Below are 16,717 nucleotides of genomic sequence, written 5' to 3' on the forward strand. Positions count from 1 at the left end.
TAGTAGAGGGCGCTGTTCTGTGTGGACAAGCGCCCTTTTTCTTTCTGCATCAAAGACTTGTCTCACTCAGAAGCCTGTGTGAAGGAACCGGTTTCTGGTGAACGCCAACGGGGATAAAACACCGTTCAGGCATTTTTCTGTGGATAACTAGGTATTTGTTAAAAAGTTATCAACATGTTTGTGCAAAACCTTCGGTCGGGCGATGGAAACATGCCCTGACACCTGCGCAGCGTTCCCTGTCGAAACGCACCGACCCGGCTGGTAAGATGCGCCGCTTCACAGTCAAGCCTGCCGACCCGGCGTTCCTGCGGCTGGCCCGTTTTTGGATCTGTTTCGCCCATGTCTGTCGCCCTCGCAGGGAACGCGCCCGCCACCTTTGAAATCAAGAGTGCCCACCTGCCGCTGGTGGCGCTGATGCTCAAGTCGTCCAACCTGGACCTGCTGGCCGAGGAATTCGCCCAGCGCTTCGGCGACATGCCCGATTTCTTTGACCACGATCCGGTGGTCATCGACCTGCACCCCCTGAACGTGGCCGAGGCCCATGCCCTGCCCGACTTCGGCGCGCTGCAGACCTTGCTGCGCCAGCACCGCCTGAGGCCCCTGGCCGTGCGCGGGGGCACCATCGAGCAGACCGCGCTGGCCGTTGCTGCAGGCCTCACGCCCGCACCCGACGCCACGGTGCAGCGGGCCGCACCTTCGACGGCAACCACCGAGACCGCCGCGCCCGAACCGGTGGCGGTGGCCCAGCCGGTCCCGCTTCCTATCCCCGGTGCGCTGGTGATCGACAAGCCCCTGCGTTCCGGACAGCAGGTCTACGCGCGCGGCCGCGACCTGGTGGTCATGGCCATGGTCAATCCCGGCGCCGAGGTGATTGCCGACGGCAACATCCACGTCTACGCGCCGCTGCGCGGCAAGGCCATCGCTGGCGCGCGCGGCTATGGCGAGGCGCGCATCTTCGCGCTGTCCATGGCGCCTGAACTCATTTCCATCGCCGGCATTTACCGCACCAGCGAAGTGGCCCTGCCCGAATCGGTCCTGGGCAAGACCGCCCAGGTTCGCCTGGTGCCCGGCCCCGACGGCGACAAACTCGTGATCGACGCCATCGGCGTCTGAGACCGACCCTCTTTATTCGAATCGAAGGACTTTCACCATGACCAAGATTGTTGTCGTCACCTCCGGCAAGGGCGGCGTGGGCAAGACCACCACCAGCGCCAGCTTTGCGAGCGGCCTGGCCTTGCGCGGCCACAAGACCGCCGTCATCGACTTCGACGTCGGCCTGCGCAACCTGGACCTGATCATGGGCTGCGAACGCCGCGTGGTGTACGACCTGATCAATGTCATCCAGGGCGAGGCCAACCTGAACCAGGCCCTCATCAAGGACAAGCAGTGCGACAACCTGTTCGTGCTGGCCGCCAGCCAGACGCGCGACAAGGACGCCCTGAGCCAGGAAGGCGTGCACAAGGTGCTGACCGACCTCGCCGAGATGGGCTTCGAGTACATCATCTGCGACTCCCCGGCCGGCATCGAAACCGGTGCGCTCATGGCCATGCACTACGCCGACGAGGCCCTGGTCGTGACCAACCCCGAGGTCTCCAGCGTGCGCGACTCCGACCGCATCCTGGGCATGCTGGGCAGCAAGACGCAGCGCGCCATCGACGGCAAGGAGCCGATCAAGGAACACCTGCTGATCACCCGCTACAACCCCGGCCGCGTGGCCGACGGCCAGATGCTCTCGCTCGAAGACATCCAGGACATCCTGCGCATCAAGCTGATCGGTGTGATCCCGGAAAGCGAAAGCGTGCTGACCGCGTCCAACCAGGGCATGCCGGCGATCCACCTCAAGGGCACGGACGTGGCCGAGGCCTACAGCGATGTGATTGACCGGTTCCTGGGCGCTGAAAAGCCGCTGCGCTTCATCGAGGCCGAAAAAGTGGGCTTCTTCAAGCGCTTGTTCGGAGGGAAGTAAGGCATGTCGATCCTGTCCTTCCTGCTGGGTGAAAAGAAGAAAACCGCCAGCGTCGCCAAGGAGCGTCTGCAGATCATCCTGGCGCACGAACGCAACGGGCGCAGCGCTTCCGAGCCCGACTACCTGCCCGCGCTGCAACGCGAGCTGGTGGCCGTGATCGGCAAGTACATCAAGATCAACCCGGACGACATCAAGGTCCAGCTCGACCGCCAGGACAACCTGGACGTGCTCGAGGTCAAGATCGAGCTGCCCGACCGCAAGTGATCGGCGGCGATTCGGGCGCGTTGGTGCAGCTCGAACCGCCAATCTGCCGTTTCGGGTGGCCCACCACCCATTCCATGCCGCGAATGCGCGGAACATCCGCCGCTTCCTAGACTCCATCCTCAGTGGGGATGGTGTTCCGGTGCGAGCCGCCGCCAACCCCCGTGTTTTGCGGCGCTGCTGTGTTTCTGCGTGATGCGGGGACGCGGTTTCAGACTGTCAGGCTTATCCTCTGGGCCGGTTGTGGGCAAAACTGGGCCGAGCAACGCCGCCTTTTCTTTCACCGCCGCGACGCTCTGTCGCGGCGGTCCTGCATCGTCGAAACGGACGAATCCGCCTCCTCGGGGCGGGCCGCGGGCACGAAATTTTCACAATGTCAATGCGCATACATTTGCGCCGCGCGGCCCGCACTACCATGCGCTCCAGCCCGCCCCCACGAACCCCCTCGACGGTGGGCGACAGATTCACAAGAAGGAGACAAGCATGAAGCAATCAGTCGAAGGTCGCGTGGTCGCAGTCACGGGCGGCAGTCAGGGTCTGGGTCTGGCGACCGCGAAGGCGTACGCAGAAGCCGGCGCGGACGTGGTGATCCTCGCGCGACGCGCCAGCCAGCTCGACGAAGCGCGGGCCAAGATCGAGGCCGTGGCCCAGGGCAAGGTCCTGTCCGTGGTGTGCGACGTGTCTTCGGCCGCCGACATCGAGCGTGCCTACGGTGACATCCACAAGGCCTTCGGCCGCGTCGACGTGCTGGTCAACAACGCCGGCAAGTCGCAGGTCTCCAGCTTCGAGGGCATCACCGACGAGATCTGGCAGTCGGACCTCGACCTCAAGCTGTTCGCCGCCATCCGCATGACGCGCATGGTCTGGCCCGGCATGAAGGAACGCCGCTGGGGCCGCATCATCAACGTGCTCAACACCTTTGCCAAGGCACCTGCCGCCGGTACCGCGCCGACCTCGGTCTCGCGCGCCGCCGGCATGGCGCTCACCAAGGTGCTCTCGGGCGAAGGCGGCCCGCACAACATCCTGGTCAATGCCCTGCTGGTCGGCCTGATCGACTCCGAGCAGACGCGCAAGTGGCACAGCGAGATCGCACCCGACAAGCCCTACGACGTGTTTACCTCGGAATTTGGCAAGACCATTCCGCTGGGTCGCCTGGGCCGCGCGGAAGAGTTCGCCAGCACCGCCCTGTTCCTGGGCACCGAAGGCGCGGGCTACCTCACCGGTATCGCGATCAACGTCGACGGCGGCAGCTGCCCGGTCGTCTGATCCTTCGCCCCGCCGCGCGGCGACAAGGCGCGGCACACCACCACAGGAGACAAGCAATGGACCGTAGAAAGTTCGCGGTAACCGCCGGCGTGGGCGCTGCTGGCGCCGTCATGGGTGCGCCTGCCATCGCGCAGCAGAACCCGAGTGTCAAATGGCGCTGGGTGTCGAGTTACCCGAAGACCCTGGCCACCTCGTACCCGATGACGCAGGCCTTTGCCCAGCGCGTGAGCGAGCTCACCGATGGCAAGTTCCAGATCCAGCTCTTCGGGCCGGGCGAGATCGTCGCGCCCCTCGCGGTGCTCGACGCGGTGCAGAGCGGTGCGGTGGAAGCCGGCTTCACCGCCACTTTCTTCTACTACGGCAAGGACCCGACCTTCGCCTTCGGTTCGGCGATCCCCTTCGGTCTGAACACACGCCAGCACGCGGCCTGGATGTACGCCGGCGGTGGCCTGGACCTGCTCAACCAGTTCCACGCGAACTACGGTGTGCACTACGTGCCCATGGGCTTCACCGGCGCGCAGATGGGCGGCTGGTACCGCAAGGAAATCAAGACCGTCAAGGACCTGGAGGGCCTGAAGATGCGCATCAGCGGCATCGGCGGCCAGGTCATGCAGCGCCTGGGTGTCACGCCCCAGCAGTTGCCGGCGGGTGACGTGTACGCGGCGCTCGAACGCGGCCTGCTGGATGCGGCGGAGTACACCAACCCCATCGACGACGAACTGCTCGGCATGCACAAGGTGGCCAAGTACTACTACTACCCCGGCTGGTGGGAAGGCAGCGTGCAGGTGGGCCACTTCATCAACCAGCAGAAGTGGGCCGAGCTGCCCGAGCGCTACAAGATCGCGGTGCAGGCGGTGGCGCGCGAACAGGAGCAGGCCATCATCAACAACTACGACGCCAAGAACGCGGCCGCACTCAAGCGCCTGATCGCATTGGGCGTGAACATCAAGACCTTCCCGCGCGAGGTGATGAGCGCGGGCTACAAGGCCACCTTCGAGCACATGGACGAGCTCGCGTCCAAGAATGCCAACTTCAAGAAGGTGATGGACCACTACATGGCCTTCCGCGCGGATGCCCTGCTGTGGTTCCGGGTGGCCGAGTCGTCTTACGACAACTTCGTGCAAGCCGAGTCGGTGCGCGTCAAGCGCTGAGTGCCATGCTGAACCTGTTCCTGGCGTTCAGCCGCTTCATCGACGGCGTCAGCGAATGGGCCGGCCGCCTTGCCAGTGCGCTGGTGCTGGTGGCCGTGCTCGTGTGCGCGGGCACGGCCACCGTGCGCTACGGGCTCAACGCGGGCTCCAACGCCTGGCTCGAGGCGCAGATGATCCTGTTCGGCGCCGTCGTGTACTTCGGCGGCGCGCAGGCCCTGCGCCTGAACGAACACATCCGCATCGACATCTTCTACGGCGCGCGCAGCGAACGCACGCGCCTGTTGATCGACTGCTTCGGCCTCGTCTGTTTTCTCCTGCCGGTCGCGCTGGTGATGGGCTGGATGACCTGGGACCTGTTCGCTGTGGCCTATGTCAGCGGCGAAGTCTCGGCCAATGCGGGTGGCCTGCCGATGTGGCCCGCGAAGGCCACGATCCCGATCGGTTTCGCCTTGCTCTTCCTGCAAGGCCTGTCCGAACTGATCAAGCGCATCGCCGCCCTGCAGGGTCGCCTGCACGTCGACCTGAGCTACGAAAAGCCCCAGCAGTGAACCAGGATACCCACGCCCATGTTTGAGTTCGGATTCATGCCGCCGCTGATGTTCGCGGTGATGGTGGTTTTTCTTCTCATCGGTTTTCCCGTGGCGTTCTCGCTGGCGGCGATCGGCCTGATGTTCGGCGCCATCGGTGTGTGGATGGGGCAGTTCGACGTGAGCTTCCTGCACGCCCTGCCGCTGCGCTTTCACGCCATCGTGGCCAACGACCTGCTGTGGTCCATTCCGTTCTTCACCATGATGGGCGCGGTGCTGGAGCGTTGCCGGCTGGCCGAAGACCTGCTCGAAGGGGTGGGCAAGCTGTTCGGCGCGGTGCCCGGCGGCGTGGCCTTCGCGGTCGTGCTCGTGGGCGCGGTGCTGGGCGCCATCACCGGCACGGTGGCGGCCTCGGTGGTGGCCATGGGCGTGATCTCGCTGCCGGTGATGATGCGCTACGGCTACAACATGCGGCTGGCCACCGGCGTGATCGCCGCCTCGGGCACCATCACGCAGCTCATCCCGCCCTCGCTGGTGCTGATCGTGCTGGCCGACCAGCTCGGTCGCTCGGTCGGCGACATGTACCTGGGCGCCATCGGCCCGTCCATCCTGCAGGTGGGCGTCTTTCTGTTGTTCATCGCGGTGGTGGCGATCTTCCGGCCGCACCACATGCCGCCGCTGCCGGCCGAGGTGCGCAGTGGCCCGAAGTGGAAGCTCGTTGGCCAGGTGTTGATGGGCATGCTGCCTGCCGCCGGCCTGATGTTCCTGGTGCTGGGCACCATCCTGGCCGGCTGGGCCACGCCCACCGAATCCGGCGCCATGGGGGCGGTGGGCGCCATGCTGCTCGCGGCCCTCAACCGCCGGCTCACGCTCGACACCTTGTGGAGCGCCTGCAAGAGCACCATGCGCATCACCACCATGGTGATCTTCATCCTCATGGGATCGACCATCTTCACACTGGTGTTTCACGGCATGGACGGCGGCCACTGGGTCGAGCACCTGCTGACCAGCCTGCCGGGCGGCCAGACCGGCTTCCTGCTGTTCGTCGCGGCCTTCATCTTCGTGCTCGCGTTCTTCCTCGACTTCTTCGAGATCGCCTTCATCCTGATCCCGCTGCTGGCGCCCGCGGCCAAGGCCCTGGGCATCGACATGGTGTGGTTCGGTGTGCTGGTGTGCGTGGTGATGCAGACCAGCTTCATGCACCCGCCCTTCGGTGTCGCGCTGTACTACATCCGCGGCATCGCACCGCCCTCGGTCAAGAGCTCGGACATCTACCTCGGCGCCATTCCCTGGATCCTGCTGCAGCTCGTGGTGGTGGTCGTGGTGGTGCTGTGGCCGCAGTCCGTGACCTACTGGCACGTGGAGGACAAGAAGCTGGATGCCGAGGTCATCGAGCAAAAGCTCGATTCGATCGCCATCCCGGTCTACGAATGAACAGACCCTAGTCGGACGAGGCCGCGATGCGCGAGAGCATGCGCTGGTTGATGAGCCGGATGCGGCCGTAGCCGCGCTCGATGATGCCTTGCGACTCCCAGTCGGTCAGCAGCTTGTGGATGGTCTGGCGCGTCACGCCCACGGCGGCGGCCAGGTCGTCCTGCGTGACGCGCGGATCGGCGTCGCTGCTGCGGATGACGATCTCGTAGTCCGACATCGCCAGCAGCGACTGCGCCACGCGCGCCGGGTAGTCGAAGGTGCGCAGGTTGGACAGGCTGTGCAGCGTGCGCCGGTACAGCGCGGTCACGCAGCGGCCGAGGTCGAAGCAGTTGCGCCAGTCGGTCGCCATGAGCTCGCGCACCGCCGCGCTGGACAGGTGCAGCACGCGCGAATGCTGCACCGCCGTGGCCGTGTGCGGTCGGGGCAGGCCGTCGAACTCGGAGATGACGCCGAACCACACGCCCGCGCTGAAGGCCCCGGCCAGGATCAGCTTGCCGTCGCGTGTGTACTCCGAGAGCCGCACGTTGCCGCTGAGCACGCCGAACATGCCCGAGGGCGGCGCGTTGATGCTGTAGACCACCTGCCCGGGCCGGTAGCGGCGCTCCACCGCCAGCGAGAGCATCTGGTCCACCATCTCGGGCCGCAGGCTGGCGAACCACGGATCGCGCGAGAGCTTGGCGATCCACAACGATCGTTCGGAGTCGGACATGCGGGACCTTTGCGCAGGAATTCGAGGGGGAACGGAAAGTATAGGGATTGACATTCAGGACCGCGAGCCGCGCCTTAGCATGAGGACGCACAAGAAGGAGACCCCATGAACCTGCCCGCCGAGTTCCAGACCGCGATGGCCGAGCGTTTCGGTGACCGTTTCTCCACCGCGCGCGCCCTGCGCGAGCAGCACGGGCGCGACGAATCGCGCTTCGACGCGCCACCGCCCGATGCCGTGCTGCACGCGCTCGACGAGGCCGAGGTGGCGCAGGCCGTCGCGCTGTGCCGCCGGCACGGCGTGCCGGTCATTCCCTACGGCGCGGGCTCCTCGGTCGAAGGCCAGCTGATCGCGGTGCGCGGCGGGCTCTCGCTCGACCTCTCGCGCATGAACCAGGTGCTCGCGATCCGCCCCGAGGAACTCTCGGCCACGGTGCAGGCCGGCGTCACGCGCAAGCAGCTCAACGAAGCGCTCAAAGCCACTGGCCTGTTCTTCGCGGTGGACCCGGGTGCCGACGCCACCCTCGGCGGCATGTGCGCCACGCGCGCCTCGGGCACGGCGGCGGTGCGCTACGGCACCATGCGCGAGAACGTGCTCGCGCTCAACGCCGTCACCGCCGACGGCAAGGTGTTGCGCACCAGCAGCCGGGCGCGCAAGTCGGCCGCGGGCTACGACCTCAAGAGTGTGTTCATCGGTTCCGAAGGCACGCTGGGCCTGATCACCGAGGTCACGGTGAAGCTGCATCCGGTGCCGGTCGCGATGTCGGCGGCGGTGGTGAACTTCCCCAGCCTGGGCGCGGCGATCGACACCGTGATCGAGGCCATCCAGTGCGGCGTGCCGCTGGCGCGCGCCGAGTACCTCGACGCGGCCAACCTGCGCGCCATCAACGCCTACAGCAAGACGGCACTGCGCGAGGCCGATTCGCTGTTCTTCGAGTTCCACGGCAGCGAGGCCGGTGTGCGCGAGCAGGCCGCCACGGTGCAGGCCATCGCCGCCGAACACGGCGGGCAGGACTTTGAATGGGCCGAGCGCCCCGAGGACCGCACGCGGCTCTGGAACGCGCGCCACACCGCCTTCTTCGCCATCCTGCAGTCGCGCCCCGGCTGCCGCGCGGTGCTCACCGACACCTGCGTGCCGATCTCGCGCCTGGCCGACTCGATCGCCGGCGCGCGCGCCCTGCTCGATGCGTCCAGCCTGCCCGCGAGCATCGGCGGCCACGTGGGTGACGGCAACTTCCATTGCGCCATCCTGGTGGACCCGGCCGCGGCGCACGAGGTCGAGGAGGCCGAGCGCCTGAACGCCGCCATCGTGCGCCTGGCGCAGTCCATGGACGGCACCTGCAGCGGTGAACACGGCGTGGGCCTGCACAAGGTGGGTTTTCTGGAGGGTGAGGTCGGTGCGCACGGCCTGCACCTCATGCGCGCGCTCAAGCAGGCCTTCGATCCGGAAGGCCTGCTCAACCCCGGAAAGATGCTGGCCTAGGCCGTGGGGAAATCCGGCGCGGGCACGCCCAGCACGCGCGCGCACTCGACGATCTGCGACCAGGTGGTCGCGTCCACCGGGATGCCCTGGGTTGAGCGCAGCGCGCGTGTGTCGCGCTCGGGCTCGCCAGGCACCCGCACCGGGGCCTGCGGGTCGGCCGCCGGCGAGGCCTTCACGTGCGCGGTCACGCGCGCCACCGTGTCGTCGAACCAGCCGGTGTCGATCAGGCGACCCGGCTCCATCACGATGGAGAACAGGCCGTTGACCAGGCCGCGCTGGCTGCCGGGCCCTTCGCTGGCGTTGGGCCCGCCGCTGAGCACGCCGCCCAGCACCTCGGCCAGGAAGGACAGGCCCCAGCCCTTGTGCTCGCCGAAGGGCAGCAGCGCGCCCTTGGGCTCTTCCCACATCACGGCCGGGTTGTTGGTGGGCTGGCCGGTGTGGTCGATCAGGCGGCCGGGCGCGACGTCCACCGCCTTGTTGTAGGCCACGCGTGTCTTGCCCAGGGCGATGCCCGAGGTCGCGAAGTCCAGCAGCAGCGGCGTGCGGCCGGGCACGGCGATGCAGATCGGGTTGGTCATCACGCGCGCGTCGCTGCCGCCGAAGGGCGCCACGCAGTTGTTGGAATACACCGCGTTGACGAAGTGGATCGACATCAGCCCCTGCGCGGCGAGCCGCTCGCCGTAGGCACCGACGCGGCCCACGTGCTGCACGTTGCGCAGCGTGATCAGGGCCACGCCGTGGCGGCGCGCGATGTCGGCGGCCTGGTCCATCACCTGGTTGGTGACCGGCTGGCCGTAGCCCATCTGGCCATCGAACACCGCGAAGGGGTCGGCACCGCCCACGCGCTGTGGCACGCGGTCGGGGTGCACGAAGCCCTCGCGCAGGTGCTGCATGTAGGTCGGCAGCATGCCGATGCCGTGCGAGTCGTGGCCTGAGAGGTTGGCCGTGACCAGGTGCTCGGCGATCTGCGCGGCCTCGGCCTCGCTGCTGCCGGCGGCCGTGAAGATCGCTGCCATGAAAGCCTGCAGGCGCGCGGGCTCGGCCAGGGTGGCGGGAAGGGTGTGGGGATTGCTGCTCATCAGCCGACCTTTCGCAGGGGTTCACGGGGTGTGGCGATCGCGGCCAGCAGGCGCTCGCGCTCCACGGCGGCGGTGGCGGCCTGGGCCGCGCGCACATGGCCGTAGCCGCGGATGCGCTGCGGCAGCGCGGCCAGCGCCACGGCGTCGGCGTAGTTGTCTTCGTTCACGTGCTGCACCAGCATCGCCACGTCCTGCTCGTAGCGCGCGAGCAGCACGCGGTCCAGCCGGCGCTCATCGCCGCCGCGGAACGGGTCGAGCACCGTGCCGCGCAGGCCGCGCAGGCGTGCCAGCACGTGGAAGGCTTTCATCAGCCAGGGACCGAGCTCCACCTTCACCGGCTGGCCCTGCGCATTGCGCTGGCGCGAGAACGGCCAGGCGCCCACGTGGAAGTGCAGCCGGTAGTCGCCCTCGAAGGTCTGCGCCAGTTCCTCGCGGAAAGCGGGGCGGGTGTAGAGGCGGGCCACTTCCCACTCGTCCTTCACCGCCAGCAGCCGGTGGTAGCCCTGGGCCACGGCGGCGGCCAGTGCGGGCTTGCCTTTGGGCGCCGGGTCGGCCTGGCGCACGCGCTCCACCAGCGCCGCATAGCGCTGCGCCAGGGCGGCGTTCTGGTAGTCGGTGAGCCACTCCACGCGCTGTGCCACCAGCTGGTCCAGCGGTGGCTCCACCGGGCGGCGGTGCATCACCACCACCTGGCCGTTGCGGGCCGGCGCGTCCACGCGCTGGGCGTCGGCCGCGATGCAGCGGCCCCACTGGAAGGCGCGCCGGTTCATGTCCACCGACACGCCGTTGAGCTCGATCGCGCGCTCGATCGCCGCGCGCGAGAGCGGGATGCGGCCCAGCTGCCAGGCCACGCCCACCATCAGCATGTTGGTCGCGATCGCGTCGCCCATGAGTTCGACGGCCAGGCGCTGGCCTTCGACGGTGCGCACCGCGTTCGCACCGGCGGCCGAGCGCAGCCGGTCGATCAGGCGCTCGGGGTCGGCGCTCCAGTCGGTGTTGCGCGCGAACTCGGACGTGGCGATCACGTCCGAACACACCACCACCGCCGAGCGCTCGCGCGCCAGCGCGGCCAGTGGCTCATTGCCCGAGGCCACGATCAGGTCGCAGCCGATCAGCGTGTCCACCTCGCCCGCGCCGATGCGCGGCGCGGTCAGGTGGCTCGCGTCGGGCGCGAAGTTCAGGTGCGAGAACACCGCGCCGTACTTCTGTGCCATGCCCATCACGTCCAGCGACAGGCAGGCCTTGCCGTCGATGTGCGCGGCCATGGCCAGCACCTGGCCGATGGTGACCACGCCGGTGCCGCCGATGCCCGCCACCAGCACGTTGAAGCCGCGCTCCAGCACCGGCAGCACCGGCTCGGGCACCTCGAAGGGCTGGCGCGCCTGCGTGCCCTGCTCGGGCCGGCGCAGGCGCCCGCCGTGCACCGTCACGAAGCTCGGGCAGAAGCCCTCGACACAGGTGAAGTCCTTGTTGCAGGACGACTGGTTGATGCGGCGCTTGCGGCCCAGCGGCGTGTCCAGCGGTTCGATCGACAGGCAGGTCGAGACCTTGCCGCAGTCGCCGCAGCCTTCGCAGACCGCGCTGTTGATGAAGCTGCGCTTGGGCGGGTCGTCCCACTGGCCCTGCTTGCGCAGGCGGCGGCGCTCGGTGGCGCAGGCCTGCTCGTAGATCAGCACCGAGACGCCCACGTACTCGCGCAGGTCCTTCTGCACGGTCTCCAGCTCGCTGCGGTGGAACACCGGCGCGCCGGCCGAGTCCTCGGGTTTCTGGTACTTCTCGGGCTGATCGGACACCACCACGATGCGCTGCACGCCGTCGGCCTGGATGCCGGCGACCAGCTGCGCGATCGACTGCCCGCCCATCACGGCCTGGCCCCCGGTCATGGAGACGAAGCCGTTGACCAGCAGCTTGTAGGTGATGGGCGCGTTGAAGGCCACGGCCTGGCGGATCGCCAGCGAACCCGAGTGCGCGTAGGTGCCGTCGCCGATGTTGGCGAACACGTGCTTCTCGCTGGTGAAGGGCTGCTGCCCCATCCAGTGCATGCCCTCGCCGCCCATCTGCGCCACCGTCTTGCAGTTCTGCGGGTCCAGGAACACCTGCATGCCGTGGCAGCCGATGCCGGCCAGCGCGCGGCTGCCCTCGGGCAGCTTGGTCGAGCGGTTGTGCGGGCAGCCCGAGCAGAAGCTGGGCGTGCGGGGAATCGCGGGCGCGATCGTGGGGTCGGGTGCCGGCAGGCGCGCCACGCGCGCGGGCAGGCCGGGGTCCTTGTGCGCCAGCAACTCGGCCAGCAGGCCGGCCACGGTGTGGGCGCTGATCTCGCCGAAGTTGGGAAACAGCCAGCGCGGCTGCGCGTCGTAGATGTGGCCGTCCTTCACCTTGCCGATGATGCGGGGCGCTTTCTCCTGGCCGTAGAGGATGGAGCGCACCTGCTGCTCGATCAGCGGGCGCTTCTCTTCCACCACCACCACCGTGTCGAGGCCTTGCGCGAAGTGGCGCACGATCTCGGGCTCCACCGGCCACACCACGCCCAGCTTCAGGATGCGCAGGCCGAGCGCGGTGGCCTTCTCTTCGTCCAGCCCCAGCGAGTACAGCGCCTTGCGCACGTCCTGGTACGACTTGCCGGCCGAGACCACGCCCACGGTGGCGCCCGGCGCCTCGTGCACGATGCGGTTGAGGCCGTTGGCGCGGATGTAGGCCAGCGCCGCGTACAGGCGCCCGTGGTAGAGCCGTTCCTCGACCGGGATCAGCGCCATCTCGTAGGGCCGCACGGCCAGGCCGTCGGGCGGGAACACGTGGTCGGTCGGCTCGACGATGGCCGGGTGCCCGGTGTTCACCGCCACCGTGCCCGCGCTCTCCACGATGTCCGTCACCAGCTTCATGCCCACGCACAGGCTGGCGAAGCGGCTCATGGCGATGCCGTGCAGGCCGTAGGACAGGATCTCCTGCACGCTGGCCGGGTACAGCACCGGCATGCCGCAGGACTCGAACACGATGTCCGAATAGCACGCGACGGTGGACGACTTGGCGCCGTGGTCGTCGCCGGCGAGCGCGAGCATGCCGCCCAGGCGGCTGGTGCCGGCCCAGTTGGCGTGGCGCAGCGCATCCACCGAGCGGTCCACGCCCGGGCCCTTGCCGTACCAGATGGAGAACACGCCGTCGACGCGCGCGCCGGGGAACATGCTCACGTACTGCGTGCCGGCCGCAGCCGTCACCGCGAGTTCCTCGTTCAGGCCGGGGCGGAACAGCACGTCCTCCGCCTCCAGGTGGGCCTTGGCGCGGCGCAGCGCGCCGTCGATCGCCGCCAGCGGCGAGCCCTGGTAGCCCGAGATGTAGCCGGCGGTGCGCAGGCCGGCGGCGCGGTCGCGCCGGCGCTGTTCCAGCGGCAGGCGCACCAGCGCCTGGATGCCGGTCATGAACACCTGGCCGTGTTCCAGCGTGTACTTGTCGTCCAGCGTCGCTTCCGCCCGTGGGGGTGCTTGCGTGTTCATGGGGTTTTGTCTCCTGTTGTGCCGACCCATGCTATCGGCTCGATACCGCCAAGAATGTCTACAAATTGACTTTTGAGAGGCCCGATGCCGGTCGCGACCGGGCCCCGAGGTAGAGGGCCGCGAGCCGGGGGTCGGCCAGCCGCGCCACCACCCGCAGGCAGTACTGCCAGTGCTCGGGGCGCACCGGTGCGCCGGTCTGCACCGCCAGCAGCAGGCGGCGCACGGCCAGCCGGTCGTGGCCCAGCTGCACGCTGCGGTCCAGCAGCGCCAGGGCCGAGGCCTGGCCCTGCAAGGCGGCGGCGCCTTCGCCGCCGTGGGTGGCCAGCCGTGTGGCGGCGTGCCGCAAGGTCCTCACTTCGCTTCGTCGCATGGCTGAACAGCCCTCCTGCGGCCGATTCTTCGGATCGGGGCGCGCGCTGCATCGTCGCTTGCGACGAAAAACCGGTGCCCGGCCGGCGGCGTATCGTCCCATCCGACGAGGCCGCCCCCGGCCGCTTGCGGTGAAATGCGCGGCGGCGCGACAGGCCCTCGGTCGTAGACTTGGCGCCATGCCTGCGGTCCCTCCTCCCACGATTGGTCGGTTGTCTTGAATCCCCTGCCCTCCCCCCTGCTGGCCACCAAGTTCAGCCCGCCTGCGGCGGACGCGCGCCAGGTGGCGCGCGACGCCCTGGTCGATGCCATCGTCCAGCACCCCGCGCGCCTGGTGCTGGTGCGCGCACCCGCCGGCTTCGGCAAGACCACGCTGATGACCCAGGCGCGCCAGCGCCTCATGGCCGACGGCGTGGCCACCGCCTGGCTCACGCTCGACTCGGCCGACAACGACCCTTCGCGTTTTCTTGCCTACCTGGCCGGCGCGCTCGACGAGCTCTCGCCCCAGGAGGGCGGCCACGACCCGGCCGGCACGGCGACCGTGCCCATCGGCGAGGTGGCCCTGGCGCTCATGGAGCGCACCGCCTCGCTGCCGTTTCCCTTCGCCTTCTTCATCGACGAGTTCGAGGTCGTCCGCTCACCCGGTGTGATGGCGCTGCTGGCGCAGTTCCTCGAATGCGTGCCGGCCGGCTCGCGGCTGGTGATCGGCTCGCGCAACGTGCCCGACCTGCGGCTCGCGCGCCTTCGCGCCAGCGGCCAGCTGCAGGAGATCGACGTGCAGAAGCTGCGCTTCTCGCTCGACGAGACGCGCCGCTTCTTCGACACCCTGGGCACGCAGGCGCTGGGCAGCGAAGACCTCGGCATCCTGCACGCCAAGACCGAGGGCTGGGTTGCCGCGCTGTGGCTGGCCTCGCTCGCGCTCGAGCGCCACCAGTACCGGCGCGACTTCATCGCCGCCTTCTCCGGCACCGAAGACAGCCTGGCCGAGTACCTGGCCGAGGAAGTGCTCGCGCAGCAGCCGCCCGACGTGCGCCAGCTGCTGCTCTCCACCAGCATCCTGCGCGAGTTCTCCGCGCCGCTGTGCGCGGCGCTGCTGCCCGGCATGGACAGCGAAAGCATCCTGCGCCAGCTCGCTGGTGCCAACGTCTTCCTGATCCCGATCGAAGGCCGGCCCGGCCACTGGCGCTACCACAGCCTGTTCTCCAGCTTTCTGCGCGGGCAACTGCAGCGCGAACGGCCCGAGGCCGTGCCCGAGCTGCACCGCGCGGCCGCGCGCTGGTTCATGGCGCAGGAGCGCCCGGTGCCCGCCGTGGACCACTACATCGCCGCCGGCGAGGCCGCGCAGGCCGTCGAGGTGCTGGAGCGCGAGGCCATGCCGCTGCTCATGCAGGGCCGCCTGCGCCTGCTCACGCGCTGGTTCGACGCGCTGCCGCCGGCCGCGCTCAAGGAGCACCCGCTGCTGCAGGTGGTTTACCTCTGGTCCACCTGCTTCACGCGCGGGCCGCAGGCCAGCCTGGCGCTCATGCGCAACACCGGCCTGGAACAGTCCGACGGGCCCGAGATCAAGGTGCACGTGGCGGCCTTGCAGGCCTCCATGCTCGCGCTGCTCGACCGCTGGGAAGAGGCCCACGCCATCGGCGTGCGCTCGCTTCACCTGCTGCCCAGCACCTCGGCCTTCGCCAACTCGGCGCTGGTCAACGTGACGGCCAACGGCGCGGCCATGCTCGGCCTGTTCCCCGAGGCACGCCAGCTGCTGGACCGCGCGCGCCGCAGCCAGGGCCAGGCCGTCAGCGCCTTCCACCGCATGTACTCGGAAACCATCGAGGGCATGATCGACCTGCACGAGGGCCGGCTGCGCGAGGCGCGCGCCCGCTTCCACCTGGCCCTGCAAAGCTCGCAGGGCTCCAGCCTGGACACCGCGCAGGGCAACGCCTGGGCCGGCCTGCTCTACGCCGCCTCGGTCTACGAGGCCGACGACCTGCGCCAGGCCAAGCGCCTGCTGCAGGTCTACCTGCCGCTGGCGCGCGACGTCTGGCTCTCCGACCACGTGGTGCTCGGCCACCGCCTGCTCTCGCGCATTGCCTTTGCCGAGGGCGAGATCGACCACGCCTTCCAGGGCCTGTCCGAGCTGGAGTACCTGGGGCACGAGCGCCAGCTGCCGCGCCTGGCCGCCGCCGCGCGCCTGGAGCGCGCCCGCATGCTGCTGATGCAGGGCCACCACGACGCCGCCGCGCAGGAACTGCGCACCGCCGGCACACCCGAGATCTGGCGGGTGGTGGGCGCGCGCCGCCACCTGGGCCACGAATGGGAAGACCCCGAGATCGGCCAGCTGCGCTGGGAAGCGGTGGCCGGCGATCCGCGCAAGGCCGCGGTGGCGCTGGAGGCCTCGGCCGCGCTCGCACAGCGCGGTGGCCGCGTGCGGCGCACCAACCAGCTGCAGCTGCTCAACGCCGTGGCCCTGGCGCGCGCGGGCGACGAAGAACAGGCCCAGGAGGTGCTGATGCAGGTGCTGCAGCCGGCCTGCACCGAGGGCCTGATGCGCCTGGTGCTCGACGAGGGCGAACCGGTGGCGCGGCTGGTGGCGCGCGCGCAGGCCACGCTGGACGCGGGACAGCTCGGCCCGCTCTTCGCCGACTACCTGCAGCGCCTGCGCATCGCCTTTGGCCCGCTCGCCAGCGAGGAGCCCCTGCCCACCGTGCCGGTGCAATTGCCGCCGATGATGGAAGCGCTCACGCCCAAGGAAATCCGCCTGCTGCAGCTGCTCGCCGAGGGCTACTCGAACCGCGCGCTGACGGAAAAGCTGTTCGTCTCGGACAGCACCGTGCGCACCCACCTGCGCAACATCAACGGCAAGCTGGGTGCCAACAACCGCACCCAGGCCGTGGCCATGGCGCGCCGCCTGGGCCTGATCCGGTAGGGCTTTCGGGAAATTCGTCGCTTACGACGATGGGGGGTGAAAGGCCGCATGACAGCATGCAGGCTTTCATC

Annotated in this window: 13 protein-coding genes; 9 read left to right on the top strand and 4 right to left on the bottom strand. The window is 68.8% G+C overall.

The window, feature by feature from the left end; translation table 11 throughout:
- The first annotated feature begins 339 nt into the window (after nucleotides 1-339).
- The 7 genes from minC (at nucleotide 340) to AC07ZS_RS08645 (ending at nucleotide 6,605) form a co-directional block, all read left to right on the top strand.
- Nucleotides 340-1,113: a septum site-determining protein MinC gene (gene minC / locus AC07ZS_RS08615; protein WP_494798177.1), complete on the top strand. Its 774-nt coding sequence runs from the start codon at nucleotides 340-342 to the stop codon at nucleotides 1,111-1,113.
- A gap of 37 nt (nucleotides 1,114-1,150) precedes the next feature.
- Nucleotides 1,151-1,966: a septum site-determining protein MinD gene (minD, locus tag AC07ZS_RS08620; protein WP_494798178.1), complete on the top strand. Its 816-nt coding sequence runs from the start codon at nucleotides 1,151-1,153 to the stop codon at nucleotides 1,964-1,966.
- Between the two features lie 3 nt (nucleotides 1,967-1,969).
- Entirely contained in the window at nucleotides 1,970-2,230 is a 261-nt protein-coding gene (minE, locus tag AC07ZS_RS08625; protein WP_297396670.1) for a cell division topological specificity factor MinE, read from the top strand.
- Between the two features lie 480 nt (nucleotides 2,231-2,710).
- A complete protein-coding gene (locus tag AC07ZS_RS08630) occupies nucleotides 2,711-3,493 on the top strand; it encodes an SDR family NAD(P)-dependent oxidoreductase (protein ID WP_494798179.1) in 783 nt (260 codons plus the stop codon).
- A 56-nt stretch (nucleotides 3,494-3,549) separates the two neighbouring features.
- On the top strand, nucleotides 3,550-4,644 hold the full coding sequence (locus AC07ZS_RS08635; RefSeq protein ID WP_494798180.1) for a TRAP transporter substrate-binding protein: 1,095 nt from the start codon (nucleotides 3,550-3,552) through the stop codon (nucleotides 4,642-4,644).
- A gap of 5 nt (nucleotides 4,645-4,649) precedes the next feature.
- Nucleotides 4,650-5,192: a TRAP transporter small permease subunit gene (locus AC07ZS_RS08640; RefSeq protein ID WP_494798181.1), complete on the top strand. Its 543-nt coding sequence runs from the start codon at nucleotides 4,650-4,652 to the stop codon at nucleotides 5,190-5,192.
- An 18-nt stretch (nucleotides 5,193-5,210) separates the two neighbouring features.
- Nucleotides 5,211-6,605 carry a TRAP transporter large permease gene (locus tag AC07ZS_RS08645; protein ID WP_494798182.1) on the top strand — a complete coding sequence of 465 codons (1,395 nt, stop codon included), beginning with the start codon at nucleotides 5,211-5,213 and terminating at the stop codon, nucleotides 6,603-6,605.
- 7 nt (nucleotides 6,606-6,612) lie between these two features.
- Here AC07ZS_RS08645 and AC07ZS_RS08650 read toward each other — a convergent pair whose 3' ends face one another.
- A complete protein-coding gene (locus AC07ZS_RS08650; RefSeq protein ID WP_494798183.1) occupies nucleotides 6,613-7,314 on the bottom strand; it encodes a Crp/Fnr family transcriptional regulator in 702 nt (233 codons plus the stop codon).
- A gap of 105 nt (nucleotides 7,315-7,419) precedes the next feature.
- Here AC07ZS_RS08650 and AC07ZS_RS08655 point away from each other — a divergent pair, with 105 nt between their 5' ends.
- Nucleotides 7,420-8,793 (top strand): FAD-binding oxidoreductase, encoded by a 1,374-nt coding sequence (locus tag AC07ZS_RS08655; RefSeq protein ID WP_494798184.1) that lies wholly within the window; start codon nucleotides 7,420-7,422, stop codon nucleotides 8,791-8,793.
- On the opposite strand, the gene AC07ZS_RS08660 is transcribed toward AC07ZS_RS08655, so the two are convergent.
- The 3 genes from AC07ZS_RS08660 to AC07ZS_RS08670 are packed head-to-tail and all read right to left on the bottom strand — an operon-like array spanning nucleotide 8,790 to nucleotide 13,730.
- On the bottom strand, nucleotides 8,790-9,872 hold the full coding sequence (locus tag AC07ZS_RS08660) for a malate/lactate/ureidoglycolate dehydrogenase (RefSeq protein ID WP_494798185.1): 1,083 nt from the start codon (nucleotides 9,870-9,872) through the stop codon (nucleotides 8,790-8,792). The two genes, AC07ZS_RS08655 and AC07ZS_RS08660, sit on opposite strands and share 4 nt — an antisense overlap.
- Entirely contained in the window at nucleotides 9,872-13,360 is a 3,489-nt protein-coding gene (locus AC07ZS_RS08665) for an indolepyruvate ferredoxin oxidoreductase family protein (protein WP_494798186.1), read from the bottom strand. The genes AC07ZS_RS08660 and AC07ZS_RS08665 overlap by 1 nt, the downstream gene beginning before the upstream one ends.
- Nucleotides 13,361-13,418: 58 nt before the next feature.
- Entirely contained in the window at nucleotides 13,419-13,730 is a 312-nt protein-coding gene (locus AC07ZS_RS08670; RefSeq protein WP_494798187.1) for a hypothetical protein, read from the bottom strand.
- Nucleotides 13,731-13,946: 216 nt separating this feature from the next.
- Between AC07ZS_RS08670 and AC07ZS_RS08675 the strand changes: the two genes are divergently transcribed.
- On the top strand, nucleotides 13,947-16,646 hold the full coding sequence (locus AC07ZS_RS08675) for a winged helix-turn-helix domain-containing protein (RefSeq protein ID WP_494798188.1): 2,700 nt from the start codon (nucleotides 13,947-13,949) through the stop codon (nucleotides 16,644-16,646).
- Nucleotides 16,647-16,717 lie beyond the last annotated feature (71 nt).

This window comes from Hydrogenophaga sp. GW456-12-10-14-TSB4 (genome assembly GCF_059424305.1).